The sequence below is a fragment of the Xanthobacter autotrophicus genome, assembly GCF_029991245.1.
In the GTDB taxonomy this organism is placed as follows: Bacteria; Pseudomonadota; Alphaproteobacteria; order Rhizobiales; family Xanthobacteraceae; genus Xanthobacter; species Xanthobacter autotrophicus_C.
In genome coordinates this window covers 1-21,275 of sequence record NZ_JAIVFO010000078.1, presented here as the reverse complement: position 1 = coordinate 21,275, position 21,275 = coordinate 1, and the positions used below count along the sequence as shown (strand labels likewise).

17 protein-coding genes and 1 pseudogene are annotated in these 21,275 nt (G+C 69.4%); 7 read left to right on the top strand and 11 right to left on the bottom strand.

Going from position 1 to position 21,275, the window contains the following annotated elements:
- Positions 1-77: 77 nt before the first annotated feature.
- From K9U41_RS14010 to K9U41_RS13995, 4 genes are read right to left on the bottom strand one after another with little or no spacing between them, the layout of a single operon-like run.
- The gene (locus tag K9U41_RS14010) at positions 78-908 is read right to left on the bottom strand and encodes an ATP-binding cassette domain-containing protein (protein WP_282641461.1); all 831 of its coding nucleotides are present in this window, start codon (positions 906-908) and stop codon (positions 78-80) included.
- Positions 908-1,867 (bottom strand): aliphatic sulfonate ABC transporter permease SsuC, encoded by a 960-nt coding sequence (ssuC, locus tag K9U41_RS14005; protein WP_282641460.1) that lies wholly within the window; start codon positions 1,865-1,867, stop codon positions 908-910. Before ssuC ends, K9U41_RS14010 begins: the two co-directional genes overlap by 1 nt.
- Positions 1,868-1,878: 11 nt before the next feature.
- Positions 1,879-2,844, bottom strand: a complete 966-nt coding sequence (locus tag K9U41_RS14000; protein ID WP_282641459.1) for a sulfonate ABC transporter substrate-binding protein — start codon at positions 2,842-2,844, stop codon at positions 1,879-1,881.
- 53 nt (positions 2,845-2,897) lie between these two features.
- Positions 2,898-3,431 (bottom strand): flavin reductase family protein, encoded by a 534-nt coding sequence (locus tag K9U41_RS13995; protein ID WP_282641458.1) that lies wholly within the window; start codon positions 3,429-3,431, stop codon positions 2,898-2,900.
- 202 nt (positions 3,432-3,633) lie between these two features.
- On the opposite strand from K9U41_RS13995, the gene ssuD reads away from it, so the two are divergent.
- The 4 genes from ssuD to hisS all read left to right on the top strand — a co-directional run bounded on the left by ssuD (position 3,634) and on the right by hisS (position 9,223).
- The gene (ssuD, locus tag K9U41_RS13990; RefSeq protein ID WP_282641457.1) at positions 3,634-4,842 is read left to right on the top strand and encodes an FMNH2-dependent alkanesulfonate monooxygenase; all 1,209 of its coding nucleotides are present in this window, start codon (positions 3,634-3,636) and stop codon (positions 4,840-4,842) included.
- Between the two features lie 105 nt (positions 4,843-4,947).
- Positions 4,948-6,396: an FAD/NAD(P)-binding protein gene (locus K9U41_RS13985; RefSeq protein ID WP_282641456.1), complete on the top strand. Its 1,449-nt coding sequence runs from the start codon at positions 4,948-4,950 to the stop codon at positions 6,394-6,396.
- A gap of 345 nt (positions 6,397-6,741) precedes the next feature.
- The gene (locus K9U41_RS13980; RefSeq protein WP_282641455.1) at positions 6,742-7,413 is read left to right on the top strand and encodes a L,D-transpeptidase; all 672 of its coding nucleotides are present in this window, start codon (positions 6,742-6,744) and stop codon (positions 7,411-7,413) included.
- Between the two features lie 280 nt (positions 7,414-7,693).
- Positions 7,694-9,223 carry a histidine--tRNA ligase gene (gene hisS / locus K9U41_RS13975; protein ID WP_282641454.1) on the top strand — a complete coding sequence of 510 codons (1,530 nt, stop codon included), beginning with the start codon at positions 7,694-7,696 and terminating at the stop codon, positions 9,221-9,223.
- 93 nt (positions 9,224-9,316) lie between these two features.
- Here the strand turns inward: hisS and K9U41_RS13970 are convergent, their stop codons facing one another.
- A complete protein-coding gene (locus tag K9U41_RS13970) occupies positions 9,317-9,853 on the bottom strand; it encodes a GcrA family cell cycle regulator (protein WP_282641453.1) in 537 nt (178 codons plus the stop codon).
- Between the two features lie 741 nt (positions 9,854-10,594).
- Here K9U41_RS13970 and K9U41_RS13965 point away from each other — a divergent pair.
- From K9U41_RS13965 to K9U41_RS13955, 3 genes are all read left to right on the top strand, one after another.
- Positions 10,595-11,803, top strand: coding sequence for an aspartate aminotransferase family protein (locus K9U41_RS13965; protein ID WP_282641452.1), 1,209 nt, complete (start codon positions 10,595-10,597; stop codon positions 11,801-11,803).
- Positions 11,800-12,729, top strand: coding sequence for an ornithine carbamoyltransferase (argF, locus tag K9U41_RS13960; protein WP_282641451.1), 930 nt, complete (start codon positions 11,800-11,802; stop codon positions 12,727-12,729). The genes K9U41_RS13965 and argF overlap by 4 nt, the downstream gene beginning before the upstream one ends.
- 230 nt (positions 12,730-12,959) lie before the next feature.
- On the top strand, positions 12,960-13,985 hold the full coding sequence (locus K9U41_RS13955) for an Hsp33 family molecular chaperone (protein WP_282641450.1): 1,026 nt from the start codon (positions 12,960-12,962) through the stop codon (positions 13,983-13,985).
- 88 nt (positions 13,986-14,073) lie between these two features.
- Here K9U41_RS13955 and K9U41_RS13950 read toward each other — a convergent pair.
- The 6 genes and pseudogenes from K9U41_RS13950 to K9U41_RS13925 form a co-directional block, all read right to left on the bottom strand.
- Positions 14,074-14,463, bottom strand: a pseudogene (locus tag K9U41_RS13950) (allophanate hydrolase-related protein); the annotation flags it as partial.
- Between the two features lie 80 nt (positions 14,464-14,543).
- On the bottom strand, positions 14,544-18,089 hold the full coding sequence (uca, locus tag K9U41_RS13945) for an urea carboxylase (protein ID WP_282641449.1): 3,546 nt from the start codon (positions 18,087-18,089) through the stop codon (positions 14,544-14,546).
- Between the two features lie 3 nt (positions 18,090-18,092).
- Entirely contained in the window at positions 18,093-18,743 is a 651-nt protein-coding gene (locus K9U41_RS13940) for an urea amidolyase associated protein UAAP2 (RefSeq protein ID WP_282641448.1), read from the bottom strand.
- Between the two features lie 12 nt (positions 18,744-18,755).
- Positions 18,756-19,568: an urea amidolyase associated protein UAAP1 gene (locus K9U41_RS13935; protein WP_282641447.1), complete on the bottom strand. Its 813-nt coding sequence runs from the start codon at positions 19,566-19,568 to the stop codon at positions 18,756-18,758.
- Between the two features lie 11 nt (positions 19,569-19,579).
- Positions 19,580-20,404, bottom strand: a complete 825-nt coding sequence (locus K9U41_RS13930) for an ABC transporter ATP-binding protein (RefSeq protein ID WP_282641446.1) — start codon at positions 20,402-20,404, stop codon at positions 19,580-19,582.
- Positions 20,401-21,213 (bottom strand): ABC transporter permease, encoded by an 813-nt coding sequence (locus K9U41_RS13925; protein WP_282641445.1) that lies wholly within the window; start codon positions 21,211-21,213, stop codon positions 20,401-20,403. Before K9U41_RS13925 ends, K9U41_RS13930 begins: the two co-directional genes overlap by 4 nt.
- Positions 21,214-21,275 lie beyond the last annotated feature (62 nt).

The window sequence follows — 21,275 nt, the reverse complement described above, 5'->3', positions numbered from 1 at the left end:
GGGTTGGGGCGGGGGCTCGCGCCCGGTCCCGGCGCGGCTTCCGGACTGAGGACGTCCGGCCCGCCTGCGCCCGCCCCTCACACGGCGGCGAGGATGCGCTCGTGCAGGGCTGCGGCGTCGGCCCCCGTGCGCCCGCCGCGGGGCAGCGCCACCGGCACGTCGAGGGCGACCTCGCCCTGCCGCAGCACCACCACCCGGTCGGCGAGGGAAACCGCCTCGGCCACGTCATGGGTGATGAGCACCACGGTGAAGCCGTGCTCCTTCCAGATGCGCTCGGTGAGGCGGTGCATCTCCACCCGCGTCAGGGCGTCCAGCGCCCCGAACGGCTCGTCCAGCAGCAGCACCCCCGGCCGCGACACCAGGGCGCGGGCCAGCGCGACGCGCTGCTTCTGCCCGCCGGAGAGCACGAACGGCCATTCCCGGCCGCGATCGGCAAGGCCCACGTCCCTGAGCGCCGCATGGGCCTTCTCGCGCCAGCCCGGGCCGCGGGCGATGCCCACATTGCCGATGACCCGCTGCCACGGCGCGAGGCGCGCATCCTGGAACAGCAGGCGCACCTGGGGCATCAGGCCGGCGACGGGGGCGTCCCCGATGCGCACCTCGCCAGAGGTCACGGTGTCCAGCCCGCAGATGAGGCGCATGAGGGTGGTCTTGCCCCCGCCCGAGCGGCCCACCACGGCAAGGAACTGTCCGGCCGGCACGTCGAGGTCCAGCCGGCGCAGCACCGTGCGCGCGCCGAAGCTCTTCACCACGCTGTTCAGGCGGATGCGCTCGCCCTGCCAGTGCTCCGCGGCGGCGGTTTCCGGAATGCGCGGGGCGCGGAAAGTCTCGCGAAGCCCCCGTTCGCGTCTTTCCGGGTCCCGCAGGCGGGCGGAGATTTCGGCATCGCTGGCGGCGAAGATTTCCATCACGCCACCCCCTTCGCGCCGGGCTGGTAGGCCGGGTTCCAGGCCAGCGTGCGCTGCTCGATGGCCCGGGTCAGGCTGTCGGCGAGCTTGCCGAGCAGGGCATAGGCGAGCACGCCGAGCACCACCACGTCGGTCTGGAGGAATTCGCGGGCATTCATGGTCATGTAGCCGATGCCCTCGGTGGAAGAGATGGTCTCGGCCACGATCAGCGTCAGCCACATGATGCCCAGCGCATAGCGCAGGCCCACCAGCACCGAGGGCAGCGCCCCGGGCAGGACGATGCGCGTGAACTGCGCGGCGGGGGAGAGCCCGTAGACCCGGGCCATCTCGACGAGGCCGCCGTCCACGTTGCGGATGCCGTGGTAGGTGTTGAGATAGATGGGGAAGGCCACCCCCACCGCCACCAGGAAGATCTTGGCTTCCTCGTCGATGCCGAACCACAGGATGACGAGGGGGATGATGGCCAGATGCGGCACGTTGCGCAGCATCTGCAGGGTGGAATCGAGGGCGATTTCCGCCGGCCGCCACACCCCGTTGAGCACCCCGAGCGCGAAGCCTATGCCGCCGCCGATGGCAAGGCCGGTGAGCGCCCGGCCGGTGGAGACGGAGATGTTGGATAGCAGCGTGCCGTCCTGCAGCGTACGCCAGAAGGCCAGCGCCACGTCCCCCGGCGCCGGCAGCACGCGGGAGGAGAGGAAGCCGAAGCTCGCCGCCGCCTGCCACAAGGCGAGGATGGCCAGCGGCAGCGCCCAGGGGGCAAGCGATGCTCCAAGGGATGCCCGAAGCGATGTCCCGAGCGCCCGCCCGGTGGCCCCGAGCCGCGACCGGAAGGTGCGCCCCGCCGCGTCGTGACGCTCCGCCTGTGCCCCGGCGACGGCCGGGACGCTGCCGCCCGGCACGGTGCCGGCAACCGCGCCTTGCGTGAAGGCGATGGCTTCGGTGGGGCCGGACAGGCTCATGGCGGACCTCCTCAGGATTTGGGTGCGCGCAGGGCGTCGGCGATGCGGACAGGCTTGGGGATCAGGCCAAGGGCGAAGAAGGCGTCCGCCACCTTCTGCTGCTCCGCCGCCACCTGGGGCGTGAGCGGCTTCACGTCATACTGCTGGCGGGCCAGCGCCACCTCCAGGATCGGCGCGGGAATGCCGATGAGGGGCGAGAAGGTCTCGGCCGCCGCCTTGGGATTGGCCTTCACCCACGCGCCCACCTCGGCGACCCCGGCGAGGATGGCGTCCACCACCTGCGGCGCCTGGTCCACGAACGCCTTGGTGGAGAAGTAGAACTGGTAGTTGGAGACGATGCCGGTGCCGTCGGCCAGCTGGCGGGCCTCGATGGTCTTCTCCGCCGCCGCCTGGAACGGGTCCCAGATGGCCCAGGCGTCCACCGAGCCGCGCTCGAAGGCGGCGCGGGCGTCGGCCGGGGTGAGGAAGGCCGTCTTGATGTCCGTATAGGCGACGCCGGCCTTCTCCAGCGCCTTCACCAGCAGGAAGTGGACGTTGGAGCCCTTGTTGAGAGCCACCGTCTTGCCCTTGAGGTCGGCCACGGTCTTCAGCGGGCTGCCCTTGGGCACCAGGATGGCCTCGCCCTGGGGGGCGGCGGGCTCGTAGCCCACATAGATCAGCGGGGCGCCGGCGGCCTGGGCGAACACCGGCGGGGCCTCGCCCGTATTGCCGAAGTCGATGGCACCGGCGTTCAGCGCCTCCAGCAACTGCGGGCCGGCGGGGAACTCGGCCCACTTCACGGTGTAGCCCAGCGGCTTCAGCTTCTCCTCCAGCAGGCCCTTGTTCTTGAGCAGGATGAGGGTGCCGTACTTCTGGTAGCCGATGCGCACCACCTTCTCCTGTGCCAGCGCGGGGGCCGACACGAGGCCCGCCGCCAGGCTGGTCGCAAGGCCGGCGGCGAGGAGGAGGGAGGTGCGGCGGGTGATGCGGTCGCTCATGGGAGGGTCCTTCGGGAGTAGCGCTGGGGCGATCGGACGGCGGCCAGCCGGCTTCAGTCGGCGAGGCTGCGATAGGAGCCGGCCCAGTAGACCAGGGGCGCGGCGCTCTCGGTGATGCGCGAGGCCACCACCCGGCCGATGACGATGACGTGGGAGTGCCGCTCGATGGCGTCCTCCAGCACGCAGTCGAAGGCGGCCAGCGCGTCCGCCAGCACCGGCGCGCCGGTCTCCAGCTTCGTCCAGTCGGCGCCCTGGTAGCGCTCGGGGCCCTTCAGCCCGCCCTTGCCGGCGAACTGGTCGGCGATGGGCTGGTGGTGCGGGCGCAGCACGTTGATGGCGAAGGCCCGCTCCTGCAGCACCGGCCCGAGGGAGGAGCCGCCCCGGTTGATGGTGATGAGCAGGGTGGGCGGCTCCACCGACAGGGAGGTGACCGAGGTGGCGGTGAGGCCGGTGCGGCCGTCGCCCACGCCGACGGTGAGCACGCTCACCGCCCCGGCGAGCTTGCGCATGGCGGCGCGGAAGGCGAGCGAGGCGTCCGGCAGTTCGGACGCAAGGGCGGGGGAGGCGACGGACGTATGCGCGTTCATGCAAGTGGCCTTCTGGTCGGCGCGCGAAGGGGCCGGGGCGTTCGGGAGCCTCCGGAGCATTCCGGAGGCGTCGGGTGGAAAAAAGGATAGACAGCGGCCAGCTCGATAGTCAATAAATTCGATGAAGTTTATTGAATTAAAAAGGCGAGCTGGACACCGGGGACAACCCGGCGCCGGCCCGCCGTCATTCGGGAGCCTATCCATGTCGAGTGCCGAAGCCGCGCCTGCCGATGCGTCCCTCACCCCGGCGACAGAAGCCAATGTGCTGTGGTTCCTGCCCACCCACGGCGACGGGCACTATCTCGGCACGTCCCACGGAGCGCGGGAGGTGACCCTCGGCTATCTGCGGCAGATCGCGCAGGCGGCGGACCAGCTCGGCTATTACGGCGTGCTCATCCCCACCGGGCGCTCCTGCGAGGACAGCTGGATCGTCGCCTCGGCGCTGGCCGGCCTCACCGAGCGGCTGCGCTTTCTGGTGGCGGTGCGGCCCGGCCTGCTCTCGCCCGGGGTCGCGGCGCGCATGACGGCGACGCTGGACCGCATCTCGGGCGGGCGGGCGCTCATCAACGTGGTCACCGGCGGCGACCCGGAGGAGAACAAGGGCGACGGCTTCTTCGCCGACCATGCCGAGCGCTACGAGATCACGCGGGAATTCCTCGACATCTACACCCGCCTGCTGAAGGGCGAGGAGGTGACCTTCGCCGGCAAGCACCTGCAGGTGGAGGGCGGCAAGCTGCTCTATCCGCCGGTGCAGCAGCCCCACCCGCCGCTGTTCTTCGGCGGCTCCTCCGCCCCGGCCCATGAGGTGGCGGCGCGGCAGGTGCAGAAGTATCTCACCTGGGGCGAGCCCCCGGCGCTGGTGGCCGGGAAGATCAAGGACCTGAAAGCCCGCGCCGCGGCGGTGGGCCGGGAACTGACCTTCGGCATCCGGCTCCATGTCATCGTGCGCGACACCACGGCCGAGGCCTGGGCGGCGGCGGACAAGCTGATCTCCTACATCGACGACACCACCATCGCCGAGGCGCAGAAGGTGTTCGCGCGCATGGATTCGGAAGGCCAGCGGCGCATGAGCGCCCTGCACGGCGGGCGCCGCGACAAGCTGGAGGTGAGCCCCAACCTGTGGGCCGGCGTCGGGCTGGTGCGCGGCGGCGCCGGCACCGCGCTTGTGGGCGATCCCGAAACGGTGGCCGAGCGCATGAAGGAGTATATGGCGCTGGGCATCGATACCTTCGTGCTCTCCGGCTATCCCCACCTTGAGGAAGCCTATCGGTTCGGCGAAGGGGTGCTGCCGCTGCTGCCGCTGGCCTCGGGCACGGGCACGCCCAAGGTGTCGACCAACCATCGCGGCCCGTTCGGCGAGATCATCGGCAACGCCATCGTGCCGCAGGAGCGCCGGGTCTCGGCGTCCTAGGGCGCTTTCCGTTCGCCTTGGCTCACGGACGCGTTTTCTGCACGCGAACCGGTATCCACTTCGCTCGAAAACGCTCCAAGGTGGGCCGGGCCTGGAGAACGCTGGATGTCGAATCTGAGGGGCGGACGCAAGTCCGTCATCGTCGTGGGCGGGGGCTTTTCGGGCACGCTGTTTGCCCTTGCGGCCTCGGCCCAGGATGGTCTCGACGTGGTGCTGGTGGAAAGCGCCCGCACCGCCGGACCCGGCCTTGCCTATGGCGCGTGCGGACCCTTCCATCTGCTGAACGTGCCGGTGGCGCGCATGGAGGTGGGCCTGAAGCCCACCTTCACCCAATGGCTGGGCCAATCGGGCGCCGACCTCACCGACGCCATCGCCGAGGCGGGCGGGGACCTGTCCCATGCCTTCGTGCCCCGCGCCCTGTTCGGCGCCTATCTCACCGCGCGGTTGAGCGAGGCGCTGGCCACCCGCGGCGACCGGCTGGTACGGCTGCGCGGCGAGGTGGTCCAGGTCGGCGACCGGCCGGCGCCCTCGGTGCAGCTCGCCGACGGGCGGCGCGTGGAGGGCACCCACGTGGTGCTGGCCACCGGCAATCTGCCACCGAAGCCGCCGCGCTGCCGCGACGGCGGCGTCTATGAAGACCCCCTGTTCGTTCCCGACCCCTGGGCCGGCGAGGGCCTGAACGACCTTCCCCCCGAGGCGCCGGTGCTGCTCATCGGTTCCGGCCTGACCACAGTGGACGTGGCGCTGCTGCTGGACGAGCAGGGCCATCGCGGCCCGATCTGGAGCGTTTCGCGCCACGGACTGCTGCCGCAGGCCCATGTGCGCGGCGGCGCCTGGGAGGCGTTCGTGGACCCCGCCGCGGCCAGCAGCCCGCTGCGCGGCATGCGCCTCATCCGCGCCGCCGTGGCCCGCGCCGTGCAGAATGGTGTGCCGTGGCAGCGGGTGATGGACGCGGTGCGGCCCTCCATCGCCGGGGTCTGGGCCGGCTGGTCCGAGCGGGACAAGGCCCGCTTCCTGCGCCACGTCCGCGCCTATTGGGACATTCACCGCCATCGCATGGCGCCGCGCATCGCCCGGCGGCTCGACGGGCTGGTCGCCTCCGGCCGGCTGAAGGTGGTGGCCGGACGCATCGCGGGGTTCGAACGGGCGCCGGGCGGGCTTAGCGCCCACATCCGGCGCCGGCATAGCGGCAGCGCCCTCACCCTGGACGTGGCGCGGGTGGTGAACTGCACCGGCCCGCGCTCCGATTTCCAGAGCTTCGCCTTCCCGCCGTTCGACGGGCTGCGGGAGACCGGTCGCATCCGGCCCGACGCCCTGGGCCTCGGCATAGAGACCCGCGGCTCGGCGGTGCTCGACCGCTACGGCCACGCCAGCGACTGGCTCTACGCGCTCGGCCCGCTGGCCCGGCCCGCCTACTGGGAGGTGACGGCGGTACCGGAAATCTCCGTGCAGGTGCACCGGCTGGTGGAGGATCTTGCCCGGCCCGCCGGCCGCGACACCCTGCCGCCGGAGCGCCTGATGGCCGATTTCGTCAATCTCGGCGAGGGCATCTGAGCCGTCCGCCGGGGGGACACTCCCGGCCGGACAGGAGCACCGCTTAGCGGAATGCCGCGGACCGCCCGCGTCCGACGGAACGGCGCGGCATTCACATTCTCGCGATGTCGTTCACCGGAAAAGTGTGGCGCAAAGGCCACCCCGCAGTGCAGCAATGGTGGTACATCGCTGCCCACAAGGTCTTGCCGCCGCGCCATCCGCTTGCCTTCGGGCGCAGCCGGTGATGCGGCGTTAACCTTAACGCCACCTGAGCCAGGTTCAATGCAACGGACACGGGGCGAAACCCGAGCCCCGGTTCGCGCGTTGATGCGCGCAGAGATTCGTTTCGTTCCGAGTGGACAGACCATGGCCCTGAAGTCCCCCCCGGCAGATCATTCCTCGACGCCTGAACGCCTCACCCGTCGCCTGTTCGTGCTTGGAGCGCCGCTGGCGCTCGCCGCCTGCGTGACCAATCCGCCGCCGGCGCCCCTCAGCCGATCGGCCATGATGTATGGCCCGGTGGAGGGCGAGCCCTTCCCGGTGGACGAAGTCGACCTCTCCGAGGTGGATCCCCGCTTCCTGCGCCAGGAGGTGCCGGCGCCCGCGGGCTTTGCTCCCGGCACCATCCTCGTCGATGTCAACGAGCGCTTCCTTTACCTCGTCGGGCGGGACGGCAAGGCCATCCGCTACGGCGTGGGCGTAGGCAAGGAGGGCTATTCCTTCCGCGGCTGGGCCATCATCAAGCGCAAGGAAAAGTGGCCCCACTGGACCCCCACCGCCAACATGGTCCGCCTCCAGCCGGCCCGCTACGGACCCTATGCGGCCGGCCTGCCCGGCGGCGAGACCAACCCGCTGGGCCCGCGCGCGCTCTATCTCTATGACGGCGACCGCGACACCCTGTTCCGCATCCACGGTACCATCGAGACGTGGAGCATCGGCCAGCAGGTCTCTTCCGGCTGCATCCGCCTGCTGAACCAGGACATCATCGACCTCTACGAGCGCGTGCCGCTGGGCACCCGGGTCTATGTGAGGGGCTGAGGGGCGGCCGCCCTTGGCCGCTCGCGTCCCGGCCGACTGGAACGCAGTGGAAGGAGAGCCGGGACCCAGCGCAAAGAGTCGCCGAAGGCGGCTTGATCTGAAACCGTCCTGGGGATTTGCCTGCTTCGCAGGAGTCCCGCGCTGGACCCCGGATCGGCGCTCTGGCTCTGCCTTCGCTTGTCCGGGGAACGGCTGGTTCCCCCAAACTTGCCGTTCCGTCCCCCGTCCTCTAAGACGCCCCGACCTTTTCTAGAGATACCGGGACGGGCTCCCAATCCCCATGGCCAAAGAATTCAAGCCGAAGGCGCGGCTTCCCCGCGGCCTCGTCGATCGCACCGGCGCGGAGCTGTCCGCCACCCGCGCCATGCTGGAGAAGATCCGCGCCGTCTATGAGCTGTACGGCTTCGAGGCGCTGGAGACCCCGGCCCTCGAATACACCGATGCCCTCGGCAAGTTCCTCCCGGACCTCGACCGCCCCAACGAGGGCGTGTTCTCCCTGAAGGACGACGACGAGCAGTGGCTGTCCCTGCGCTATGACCTGACGGCGCCGCTGGCCCGCTACGTGGCCGAGCATTTCGAGCAGCTGCCCAAGCCCTACCGCTCCTACCGGGCCGGCTATGTCTTCCGCAACGAGAAGCCCGGCCCCGGCCGCTTCCGCCAGTTCATGCAGTTCGACGCCGATACGGTGGGCGCCCCTTCGGTCGCCGCCGACGCCGAGATCTGCATGATGGCCGCCGACACCCTGGAAGCGGTGGGCGTGCCCCGCGGCGCCTATGTGGTGCGCGTGAACAATCGAAAAGTGCTCGACGGGGTGATGGAGGCCATCGGCCTCGGCGGGGATGAAAACTTCGGCCGCCGCCTCACCGTGCTGCGCGCCATCGACAAGTTCGACAAGTTCGGCGTTGAAGGGGTCGAACTTCTGCTCGGCCCCGGCCGGCGCGACGAGAGCGGCGACTTCACCAAGGGCGCGGGCCTCGACCCGCGCCAGAGCGCGGTCGTGCTGGCCATGCTCACCGGCAAGGGCCTGCGCGCCACCGACGTGGGCGTTGAAGTCGAACTCGACGGTGATGTGGAACTCGCAGCGGCTTTGGTGTCCAATTCCGCGTTTCTTGACGGCATGGCCGAGCTGCGCGACATCGCCGCTTTGGTGGCCGCGGCGGGCTATGAGGACCGGGTGAAGATCGACCCGTCCGTGGTGCGCGGCCTGGAATATTATACCGGCCCCGTCTATGAGGCCGAATTGACGTTTGAAATCAAGGATGAAGAGGGGCGCCCGGTGCGTTTCGGCTCGGTGGCGGGCGGCGGGCGCTATGATGGCCTGGTGGCGCGCTTTCGCGGCGAGAAGGTGCCGGCGACCGGCTTCTCCATCGGCGTCTCCCGCCTGCTGGCGGCGCTGGCTTTCCTGGGAAAAATGGAGGCGGCGCCGGAGGTTGGCCCGGTCGTGGTGCTGGTGATGGACAAGGAGCCGCACCGCCTCGCCGACTATATGAAGATGGTCGCCGACCTGCGCGCCAACGGCATAAGGGCCGAGATGTATCTGGGCGGCGGCGGCATGAAACCGCAGATGAAATATGCCGACCGGCGCGGCGCGCCCGCGGTCATCATCCAGGGGTCAAACGAGAAATCGGCGGGCGAGGTGCAGATCAAGGACCTCGTGGAGGGCGCGAAGATCGCCGCCTCCATCGCCGACAATGCGGACTATCGCGCCGCCCGCCCGGCCCAGTTCGCGGTGAAGGAAGAGGACCTCGTCGCCGCCATCCGCGACGTGCTGGAACGCCGCGCCGCGCCCACGCTGGGGCTCGCGGACTGAGTTTTCCGAACCGGTGGTCGAGGGCAAATCCCCTTGTCGTGCCAACATCTTGATTGAAAGGGCCGGGGGGCCTCATCCCCGGCCCTTTCGTTTTCAGAGAAAGGCGAGCCGCCGGTCCCGGCGGCGATCCTGCACCGGCTGGTAGGCCATGCGGGCGTGCGTGGTGCAATAGGGCGTGCCCGGATTGCTCTTGCCGCCGCAGAAATGAAAGCTCTCCGTGCCCGGCTCGCCGAGGGGCCAGCGGCAGGTGGACTCGGTGAGGTTCATGATGGTGCAACGCTGTGCCATGGGCACCACGTTGTCGACCGCCTTGGGGGCAGGTGCCGGAGCCTCTTCCGGCATCTCCTCCGGCTCCGCCGCGAGCGCGGTGTTGCCGATGGTGGCAGGGCGGTGCGGACGGGCCAGATCTCCTGTCCCGGTGCCGGTCCGCTCGGGCCGGTCCGTCTTGCTGCGCGGACGGGCCGGCGCCGGGGTCGGCGACTTGGCCCGGCCGGACAGGCCCAGCCGGTGCACCTTGCCGATCACCGCGTTGCGGGTGACCTCGCCCAGCTCGGTTGCAATCTGGCTCGCGGAGAGGCCTTCGCTCCAGAGCTTTTTCAAGAGTTCGACGCGCTCGTCAGTCCAGCTCATCGCTCTTCTCCATTTGCCGCATTTGAAAGCCACCGGCGCCAGCATCCGCCGGCGTCGCGTGGGTCGGGTCCGGAGCCCGTGCTGGACCTCGGACGACGGCCGGCGAGGATGCGTCGGCCGAAAAACAAGGGCGCCGGAATACGCGCGGCGCCGGGAGCCCGTCCGGTCAGATCGCGACCTGATCGAAAAACGGCCTCTTTTCATCACGTTGGAGACGGATTGATCGATCAGGTCGGTGCAACCTGAACGGTCCGGCTCCAGTCCAGCCCGCCGCCTGGCGGTGCCGGGTGGCGCGTGAAGCCGGACTCCTTCCGCGGTTCCACACGCTTCCGCGTGCGGATCCGGCCCGGCTCTGCAAGGTCCTGGAAATGCGTCCCTGGCGTCCCTCGCGCACGACATCTCGTGGCTGACGAGAAAGAACCTACAATATGGCTGGTGCGCACAACAGAGTCGGTGATGGCGTCAAGGCCGTTTTCCCCAGCTCCTTAAGGCTTCGTTAAGGCCACGGGTTCCATTGCGCGCCGGCACCGGGCAAGCGGGCGCCGGGAAACCGGGCGTGAGGCCAAGGAACCGGCTGCGGCAGCGCATGAGTTGACCTCTCGCGCATGATCATTAGAATCCGGTCTGTCGGGCCGCCCCCCGCGAGGGCGGCCTTTTTTGTTTGTGACGCGCCGGTTGTCGCGTTTTGTTCGTCAACCGGTGCCACCTCAAGGGGAACGAACCCTTTTTGGGAGGAATGAAGTGATCACCGCCGTTCTGCCGACCTATGCGCGCATCGACCTCGAATTCGAACGGGGGGAGGGCTGCTGGCTCGTCACGACGGACGGGCGACGCTTTCTCGATTTCACCGGCGGCATCGCCGTGAACGTGCTGGGCCACGCCCATCCCTATCTCGCCGAGGCGCTCTCCGAGCAGGCGAAGAAGCTCTGGCATACCTCCAACCTGTTCCGCATCCCCGGCGGCGAGAAGCTTGCCGAGCGCCTGAAGGCTGTGACCTTCGCGGACACCATGTTCTTCACCAATTCGGGTGCGGAAGCCATCGAGTGCGCCATCAAGATGGCCCGCAAATACCAGTTTGCCAGCGGCCATCCGGAGAAGAACCGCATCATCACCTTCGAGGGCGCGTTCCACGGCCGCACGCTGGCGACCATCGCCGCCGGCGGCAACGCCAAGTATCTCGAAGGGTTCGAGCCGGCCATGCCGGGCTTCGACCAGGTGCCCTTCGGAGACCTCGAGGCCGCCCGTGCCGCCGTGACGCCTGAGACCGCCGCCATCCTGGTGGAACCGGTGCAGGGCGAGGGCGGCGTGCGCGTTCCCCCGTCGACCTTCCTCAAGGGCCTGCGCGCCCTGTGCGACGAGAAGGGCCTGCTGCTGGTGCTCGACGAGGTGCAGTGCGGGGTGGGGCGCACCGGCAAGCTGTTCGCCCACGAATGGGTCGGCGTCACACCGGACATCATGGCGGTGGCCAAGGGCATCGGCGGCGGCTTTCCCATGGGCGCCTGCCTTGCCTCTGAAGAGGCCGCCAAGGGCATGACGCTCGGTACCCACGGCTCCACCTATGGCGGCAACCCGCTGGCCATGGCGGTGGGCAATGCCGTGCTCGACCTCGTGCTCGCCGACGGCTTCCTCGACCATGTGAACGCCATTTCGACGCGCTTCGTGCAGCGCCTCGCGGAGGTCCGGGACCGGCACCCGTCCGTCATCGCCGAGGTGCGCGGGCAGGGCCTGCTGCTGGGCCTGCGCTGCGTCGTGCCGGCGGCCGACCTCGTGGTCGCCCTGCGCGAGGAAGGCCTGCTTGCGCCCAGCGCCAGCGACAATGTGGTGCGGCTGTTGCCCCCGCTCATCGTGAGCGAGGAGGAGGTGGGCATCGCCGTGGAGAAGATCGAAGCTGCCTGCCGGCGTATCGAGGACCGCCTCGTGGCCGCTCCGGTGCAGGGAGCGGCGGAATGAGGGGGAACGGCGTGCGCCATTTTCTAGACCTGTCCGAGATCCCGGCCGAGGAGTTGCGCCGGGTTCTCGATTTTTCCAAGGACCTCAAGGCCCGGCGCAAGGCCGGCGAGGTGGACCGGCCGCTCGCGGGCAAGACGCTCGCCATGGTGTTCGACAAGCCGTCCACCCGCACCCGGGTGTCCTTCGACCTCGCCATGCGGCAGCTCGGCGGCGACACCATCATGCTCACCGGCCAGGAGATGCAGCTGGGCCGCGGCGAGACCATCGCCGACACCGCCCGCGTGCTGTCGCGCTTCGTGGACGCCATCATGATCCGTATCCTGGACCATGACGACCTCACCGAGCTGGCGAAGCACGCCACCGTGCCGGTGATCAACGGGCTGACGCGCATCTCCCATCCCTGCCAGGTGATGGCGGACGTGCTGACCTTCGAGGAGCACAAGGGCAACATCCAGGGCCGCTCCGTGGCCTGGACCGGTGACGCCAACAACGTGCTGGCCTCCTGGGTCCACGCCGCCCAGCGCTTCGACTTCTCGCTCAGGGTCGCCACCCCGAAGGAGCTTTCGCCGCGCCAGGCGCTGAAGGACTTCGTCAAGCGCACCAAGGCGAAGGTGAAGTTCGTACGCGATCCCGAGGAGGCGGTGGACGGCGTGGACTGCGTCGTCACCGATACCTGGGTCTCCATGGGCGACAAGGAGGCGGAGCGCCGCCACAACCTGTTGAAGCCCTATCAGGTGAACAGCGCCCTCATGGCGCGCGCCCACGAGGACGCCATCTTCATGCACTGCCTGCCCGCCCATCGCGGCGAGGAGGTGAGCAACGAGGTGATGGACGGCCCGCAGTCGGTGGTGTTCGACGAGGCGGAGAACCGGCTGCACGCCCAGAAGGGCATCCTCGCCTGGTGCTTCCACGCGGCGGGGGACTGACGACCGGCCGCGCTCTCCGCGGTGAGATCGGGACGGTTCGAGGTCCGGGCTGCGAAGACCGACCCACGCTGGCCATCTTCCGCCGGCGGGGTCGGGTGCCTATATGCCGGCTCAACCCTTCCGGGCCGGATGGCTTCTGGCCAGATCAGCGGCGACTTAGATCAGCGGTCCAAGTCAATGGTCCAAGTCAGCGGTCAGCCCAGCCCGGCCCATCGTTTCGAGGAGTCCCCATGAGCGGCGAGCAGTCCCGCGGCGAGAGACACGGCAGCACCCGCCGGGCCGCGTCCGAGGCGGCGCAGGACGACATCGTCACCGCCTTCCAGGTGGATGCGCTCGACCTGCGCGGCCGCACCGTGCGCCTCGGCGCGACCCTGGATGCGGTGCTGGCGCACCATGATTATCCCCCCGCGGTGAAGCGCGTGGTGGGTGAGGCGGTGACGCTCGCCGTGTTGCTCGGCTCGTCCCTCAAGTTCGAAGGCCGCTTCATCCTGCAGACCCAGACCGACGGGCCGGTGGACATGGTGGTGGCGGACTTCGTCACCCCCGACAAGATCCGCGCCTATGCGCGCTTCGACAAGGAGGCGCTGGCCGAGGCAGAGCGACGCAACGAGACCTCGCCCGCCGCGCTCATCGGGCGCGGCCACCTCGCCATGACCATCGACCAGGGCATTTCCGCCAACCGCTACCAGGGCGTGGTGGCGCTGGACGGCTCGGGGCTGGAGGAAGCGGCGCACGAATATTTCAAGCAGTCCGAGCAGATCCCCACCCGCGTGCGCCTTGCCGTCGGCGAGGAAATGAAGGCCGGGGGTGCGGCCTCGTCCTGGCGGGCGGGCGGGCTTCTGGCCCAGTTCCTGCCGAACGATGCTTCCCGCTCCCGCATGTCCGATCTTGCGCCGGGCGACGCGCCGGAGGGCACCACCCCCCACGCCGTGGACGAGGACGACGCCTGGGTGGAGGCGCGCTCCCTCGTGGCCACGCTGGAAGACGTGGAGCTGATCGACCGCGACCTCTCCAGCGAGCGGCTGCTCTATCGCCTGTTCCACGAGCGCGGGGTGCGGGTGTTCGATCCCGCGCCCATGGCGGCCCACTGCTCCTGCTCGCGTGAGCGGGTGTCTGGCGTGCTCGCCTCCTTCTCCAGCGAGGAGCGGCGCGACATGATCCAGGACGACGGCCATATCGCCGTCACCTGCGAGTTCTGCGGCCGCGTCTACAAATACAGCGCCGAGGAAGTCGTCGGCGGGCACACGGACGGCTGACCCGCCTTGCCACGGTGTGCTCCTCTCCCGCAAGGGAGGGGCGTCATCCCCCGGACGGGCCGGGGGATGAGAGGACCGGCGGGTCGCCCTATCCGCGCCGCCGCTCCATATAGGCGCGCCAGCCGCCGAGCGCGGTGATCTCTTCCGCGCGCTCCACCGCATGGGCCTCGCACAGGAAGCCGGGCACTTCGCTGCCGTCCTCCAGCCGCACCTTGCCGATGCCGAGCGGCGCCGGGATGCGGGAGACGAAACGGCCGAAGGCTGCGGGGTCCAGCGCCCACACCTCCACCTCCAGCCCCGGCCCGGCAAAGCCGGGGGCGCGCACCACGCCCGGCTTCTGGGGCGTGGTGTCCGGCAGCACGAACAGCCGGTAGTCCGGCGCGGTGCGGCAGCTCTTCACCAGCACGCCGCCGGCCTCCGTGAGTTCCGGATTGAGCGGCATGCCGGAGAGATGCGCGCCCACCACGGCGATGGGCACCGCTTCCCGCGGGCCGGTTTCGGACGGGCGATGTCCGCTGAGCGGCTGATCGGTCGTCATGAGCTTTCCTCTCAGCTTCGTCACAGGACTTCGAGCACGCAGACCACATCGCCGGAGCGCACGGTGCGCCCGGGGACGGCACGGATCTCCCGCACCCGCCCGGCGGCATGGGCGGTGATGGAGATTTCCATCTTCATGGATTCGATGATGGCGATGGTCTCGCCTGCGGCGACCACCGTCTCCTCCTCCACCAGCACTTTCCAGACATTGCCGGGCACGTTGGCGGAGACGCCGAAGCAGCCGTCCGGCATCTCGCCTTCGCTGAAGGGGCCGGCGCCGTCCTCCACCACGAAGCTGTCGAGCCCTTCCGCCTTCCAGCGGGCGCGCTCGGTCTCGAAGGCCGCCTGCTGGCGGGCCTTGCCGGCGGTGATCTCGCCGGCGTTGGCGGCGAGGTTTGCCGCGTAGTCGGCATAGGAGAAGCGGCCGTCCTCGATGCGCACCGGATAGGCGCCATGGGGGAAGGCCTCGCGCGCCTCCATCAGCTCCTGGTGGCTCACGGGGAAGAAGCGGATCTCGTCGAAGAAGCGCAGCAGCCACGGGGTGCCGGGCTCGAACGCCTTGGTGGACCGCCACGTGTTCCACATCTGGATGGTGCGGCCGAACAGCTGGTAGCCGCCCGGTCCCTCCATGCCATAGATGCACATGTAGGCGCCGCCGATGCCCACCGCGTTTTCCGGGGTCCAGGTGCGGGCCGGATTATACTTGGTGGTCACGAGGCGGTGGCGCGGATCGATGGGGGTGGCCACCGGCGCGCCGAGATAGACATCGCCGAGGCCCAGCACCTGGTAGCTGGCGCCGAAGATGATGTCCTTCACCGCCTGTTCGTCGGCCAGGCCGTTGATGCGGCGGATGAACTCGATGTTGGACGGGCACCACGGCGCGTTGGGGCGCACCAGCTCCTGATACTTGCGCATGGCAAGTTCCGCCTGCGGGTCGTTCCACGACAAAGGCAGGTGGACGACGCGGCTCGGCACCACCACATCCTCGGCACGGGGCAGGCCGCTCTCGATCTCGGCGAGGGCGTCGAGCAGCTTTTGCCGCCCCATGGCCGCGCCATCGTAGTGGATCTGGAGGGAACGGATGCCGGGGGTGAGGTCGATGATCCCCGGCAGGCGCGCCTCCTCCACCGCCTGCGCCATCAGGTGGGCGCGCAGGCGCAGCGCAATGTCGAGGTGCATGTCGCCGAATTCGACCAGCAGGTTGTCGTCCCCCTGCCGGCGATACACCACGCTCACCGGCCCGTCGTCCCGCCGGGCGAGGATGGCGGAGCCGGTCTCCTCCGGCGCGCCGATCACGGCCGGGCCGGCGATGGGGTCCTGCGGACGGGGCAGGGCGAAGAAGCGCACGGTGTCGCCGGGCTTCAATTGCCCCATCTTCCACTGCTCGTCGCGGGCGATCACCGCCGGGCAGACGAAACCGCCCAGCGAGGGGCCGTCCGGGCCGAGGATGATGGGCATGTCGCCGGTGAAGTCGATGGCGCCCATGGCATAGGCGTTGTCGTGGATGTTGGAGGGGTGGAGCCCCGCCTCGCCGCCATCGGTGCGGGCCCAGCGGGGCGTCGGCCCCATGAGGCGCACGCCGGTGCGGGCGCTGTTGAAATGCACCTCGTAGGTCGCGGCGAACAGGTCGGCGATATCCTCGTCCTGGAAGAAGTCCGGCGCGCCGTGGGGGCCATAGACCACGCCGATGCGCCAGTCCCGCGTCAGCGGCGCCGGGGTGCCGGGCGCGTGGTCCGGAACCGGTGGGCGCGCGGACTTGGGGGCGAGGTGGAGGGTGTCGCCCCCCTTCAGCGTGCCGGTGGCATGGCCACCGAAGGCGCCCAGGGCGAAGGTGGCGCGCGAGCCCAGCACCACGGGGGCCTGGAACGCGCCGTTCACCGCCAGATAGGCCCGCTGCCCCGGCCCCGAAATGGCGCCGATGGCCAGCACCTGCCCCGCCTTCACCGGGAAGGCGGCATCGTGGGGCGTGGGCGCGCTGTCGAGGGTGGCGGGCATCAGCGCGCCGGAGAGGGCGACCACCGCATCGTCGTGGAAACGGAGCGTGGGGCCATTCACCGTCAGCTCCAGCGCGCAAGCCGTCTCGGCATTGCCCACCAGCGCATTGGCGCGGCGGAAGGAATACGCATCCATGGGGCCGGAGGGCGGCACGCCCACGTGCCACAGGTGAAGCCGCCCCGGCAGTTCCTGAAGGCTCGACTGGGCGCCTGGCACCAGCACCTCCACGCTCGACGGCCGGAAGGCGAAATCCTTCAGCGCCGTGGTCGCGACCTTCGCCGAGGCGAGCAGATCGGACGCCGCGATGGCGCGCAGATACTGCAGGTTGGTCTCGATGCCGCAGATGGAGGTTTCCGCCAGCGCCGCGTTGAGCGCTGCGATGGCGGCCGGGCGGTCCTCCCCGGTCACGATCACCTTGGCGAGCATGGGATCGTAATAGGGCGTCACCTCGGTGCCGGTCTCGATCCAGCCGTCGATGCGCGCGCCGGCCGGGAATTTCACCTCGGTGAGAAGGCCGGCGGAGGGCTGGAAGTTGGCGTGGGGGATCTCCGCATAGACGCGCACCTCCATGGCCGCGCCCTTCGGCACCAGCGGGCCGGCGGCGGCGGTGGGATCTTCCCCTGCGGCCTGGCGGATCATCCATTCCACGAGGTCGATGCCGAACACCGCCTCGGTGACGGGATGCTCCACCTGCAGGCGGGTATTCACTTCGAGGAAGTAGAATTCCTGCCGGGCCGGGTCATAGATGAACTCCACCGTGCCGGCGCTCTCATAGGCCACGCTCTCGCCCAGCTTCACGGCGGCGGCGTGAAGGCGGGCGCGCACGACGTCGGAGAGGAGGGGAGCCGGGGTCTCCTCCACCACCTTCTGGTTCCGGCGCTGGAGCGAGCAGTCGCGCTCGCCAAGCGCCACCACGCGGCCCTTGCCGTCGCCGAAGATCTGCACTTCCACATGGCGCGCCTCGGCCACGAAGCGCTCCAGATACACCCGCGCGTCGCCGAAGGAGGCGCGGGCGGTGCGCTGGACGCGTTCGAAAGTATCGGCCAGCTCCTGCGGCGTGTGGCACAGCTGCATGCCGATGCCGCCGCCGCCGGCGGTGGATTTCAGCATCACCGGATAGGTGATGGCCTCCGCCGCCTCCAGCGCCTCTTCGGCACTGTCGAGCAGGTCGGTGCCCGGCAGCAGCGGCACGCCGGAGGCTTTCGCCAGCGCGCGGGCCGTGTGCTTCAGGCCGAAGTCCTTCAGATGCTCGGGCTTGGGGCCGATGAAGCGGATGCCTTCATCGGCGAGGCGCTGGGCGAACGCCACGTTCTCCGACAGGAAGCCGTAGCCGGGATGCACCGCCTGCGCCCCCGTCGCCTTGCACGCTGCGATGACGGCGTCCACGTTCAGGTAGCTCTCGGCGGCCGGGGCCGGGCCGAGGCGCACCGCCTCGTCCGCCTCGAGCACGCCGCGGGTGAAGCGGTCGGCGTCCGAATGGACGGCCACCGACTTGATGTTCATGGCGCGCAGCGTGCGGATGACGCGCCGCGCGATCTCGCCGCGATTGGCGATCAGGACCTTCGTGAACATGGATCAGCCCTCCTCGCCGGCGAAGACGAGGACCTGGATCGGCGTCGGGTTGAAGCCGTTGCAGGGATTGTTGATCTGCGGGCAGTTGGAGATGACGAGCAGCACGTCCATCTCCGCCTTGAGCTCCACATAGTCGCCGGGGCCGGAGATGCCGTCCACGATGGCGAGTTCCCCCGAGGGCTCCACGGGAACGTTCATGAAGAAGTTGATGTTGGGCACCACGTCGCGCTTCGACATGCCGTGCTTCATCACCTCGATGACGAAATTCTCGCGGCAGGCGTGCAGATACTTCACCTGATGGCCGAAGCGCACGGTATTGGCCTCGCACGAGCAGGCGCCCGCCGAGGTGTCGTGCCGGCCGCAGGTGTCGGCGGTCACGGTGAGCATGAGGTTGCCCTCGGAGGAGATCAGCTTCGTGCCCGTGGACACATAGGCCGAGCCCTGCACCCGCAGCGTATCCTGCGAGGAATAGCGCTCGGAGAAGTCGTCGGCGCGGTAGAACAGGGTATCCACCGCCTGCTGGCCTTCCAGGTCCACGATGCGCACGCTCTCGCCCTTCTTCACCACGCAGGAGAAGGGGGCGTTGGCCGGCACGAAGTAATCGGCGATGGCGGTGGAAGCATCCCGCACGGGGGTTGCGAAGAATGTGCTCATGTCAGCCTCCCCTCAGCGCGCAGTGTTCTCGAAGCCGCGGACGGCCTCGATGGTGGCGGTGCGGCACAGATCGTCCGCGGCCGGCGCGGGCGCGCGGAAGCGGATGGCCTCCACGGCAGGCGGGGCATAGTCGGGCGCCGGGTCGAGGGGGTGGGGGCAGTTGGACAAAGCGACGACGAGGTCCATCTCGGCGCGCAGGTCCACGAAGTCGCCGGCCTGCCGCTTGTCCTCGATCCAATGGAAGGTGCCGTCGGCATCCGTGCGCACGGGGGCGAAGAAGGTGAGCGCTGGGGGGATGTCGCGCTTGTCGAAACCGAGCTTGCCGGCGGCGAGGATGAAGTTGTCGCGGGTGTTGCGCAGCACCTTCTCGCCATAGCGGGCGCGGTTGGAGGCGGCCGTGGAGCCGCCCACCAAGGCGTCGTGGAAGCCGGTGGTGTCCTCGATCAGGGAGAACATCACCCGGCCCATGTCGGAGAACAGCACGCGGCCCTTGCCAAGGGCTGCCGTCCACTGGACCTTCACCGTGTCGGCATAGTTCAGCCGCTCGCTCTTGTCGCCCGCCGCCCAGGCGATCATGGAGACCGCCGCCGGGCCGTGGGCCAGATGAATGCGCAGGGCCTCGCCGGCTTTCAGCGGCGTCGACCAGTACCAGCCGCCGGGAAGGGTCTCGGCATGGATCACGGCGCCTTCGGGGATGGGCGCGCCGTCGCGCGGCGTCGGGCCGGGCAGGGCCTTGGGCGCATGCTTCTGGCCGGCGGCCTTCAATTCGGCATAGCGGCGCCTGTTCTCTTCGATGAAGCGGCGGGTGTCCTCGGTGACGGTCATGGCGTGTCTCCTCAAGCCGTCTGAAGTGCCGGGTCGTCCCGGCCGGGTCCCGAGGGAATGGCCGGGTCGTCCCGGCCTGGGGTGGGTGAGGTCTGCTTGGCCTTGCCGGCGATGCGTTTCGGCCAGACCTCGATGTCCTTGGCGATGGTGGCGCCGTAGCGCGCCTTCTCCTCCGGCCGGTTGCGGCGGCGCTCGAAGGCGATGATGCGGGTGGCGAGGGTGAACGCCTCTTTCAGGTCGTGGGTCACCATCACCACGGTCATCTCGCAGCTGTTCCACAGCTTCAGCATGAGCTGGTGGATGTCGGCGCGGATGCCGGGGTCGAGCGCCCCGAACGGCTCGTCCAGCAGCAGGATCTTCGGCTTGCGCATGATGGCCTGCGCCAGCGCCAGGCGTTGCTGCATGCCGCCGGACAGGGCCGCGGGGTATTTGTCCTCGGCGCCCTTCAGGCCCACCTCTTCGATGAGGGCGCGGGCTTCCTCCTCCACCTGCCGGCGGCGGGCGCCGAACAGGCGGCCGATGAAGGGGGCTTCCTCCATCTCGGCGGCCAGCACCACGTTGCCCAGCACGGTGAGGTGCGGGAACACGGAATAGCGCTGGAACACCACGCCCCGGTCGGCGCCCGGCTCGGGGGCGATGGGCTTGCCGTCGATCAGCACCTCGCCGCGGGTCACGGTCTCTTCCGAGAGCAGGATGCGCAGGAAGGTGGTCTTGCCGCAGCCCGAGGGGCCGACGAGGGCGATGAAGGAGCGCGGCGTGAAATCGAGGGAGATGTCCTCCAGCACGATCTGGTCGCCATATTCCTTCCACAGGTGGCGCACGGCGATTGTCGTCATTTCGCGGCTCCGAACCAGGGGAAGAAGAAGCGGCGGGCGCGCACCAGCGCGAAATCCATGGCCACGGCAAGCAGGGTGATCCAGGCGACGTAAGGCAGGATCACATCCATGGCGAGATAGCGCCGCACCAGGAAGATCCGGTAGCCAAGGCCCGAATCCGAGGCGATGGCCTCGGCTGCGATGAGGAACAGGAAGGCCGGACCCAGTGATAGGCGCAGCCCGTCCATGAGGCGGGGCAGGATCTGCGGCAGCACCACGCGCAGGGCCATCTGCCAGGTGGAGGCGCCGAGGGTCTGCGCCTTGATCATCTGCTCGCGGGGCAGCTCCTCCACCCGCATGGCGAGGTCGCGGATGAGATAGGGCGTGATGCCGATGGTGATGAGGGCGATCTTGGAGGCTTCCCCGAGGCCCATCACGATGAACAGGATGGGCAGCAGCGCCAGCGGCGGCACCATGGACACCATGGCCACGAATGGCGCGAGGAAGGACCGCACGATGGGCAGCATCCCCACCAGCACGCCGACGAGGAGGGCGATGGCGGTGGAGATGGCGAGCGCCGAGAACAGGCGTTCCAGGCTCGCCAGGGTGTCCGACCACAACAGGTAGTTGCCGGTGCGGGCATCCGCCGTGAAGGCCACCTTGCCGATGGCTTCGCCCAGCGAGGCGAGGCTCGGCAGCAGCTTGTCGTCGGGGTTCGCGGACAGGCGCTCGGCCGATCCCAGCACATAGGCAAGCACGACCAGGGCAAAGGGCAGGATGGCGAGGAACAGCGCCGTTCCCCGATCCGGCCTGATGTTGACGAGGCGCATCAGCGCTGCTCCGAAAATTGGGTGGACTGGCAGTCGGTCTGGACCGCGGGGGCTCCCTCTCC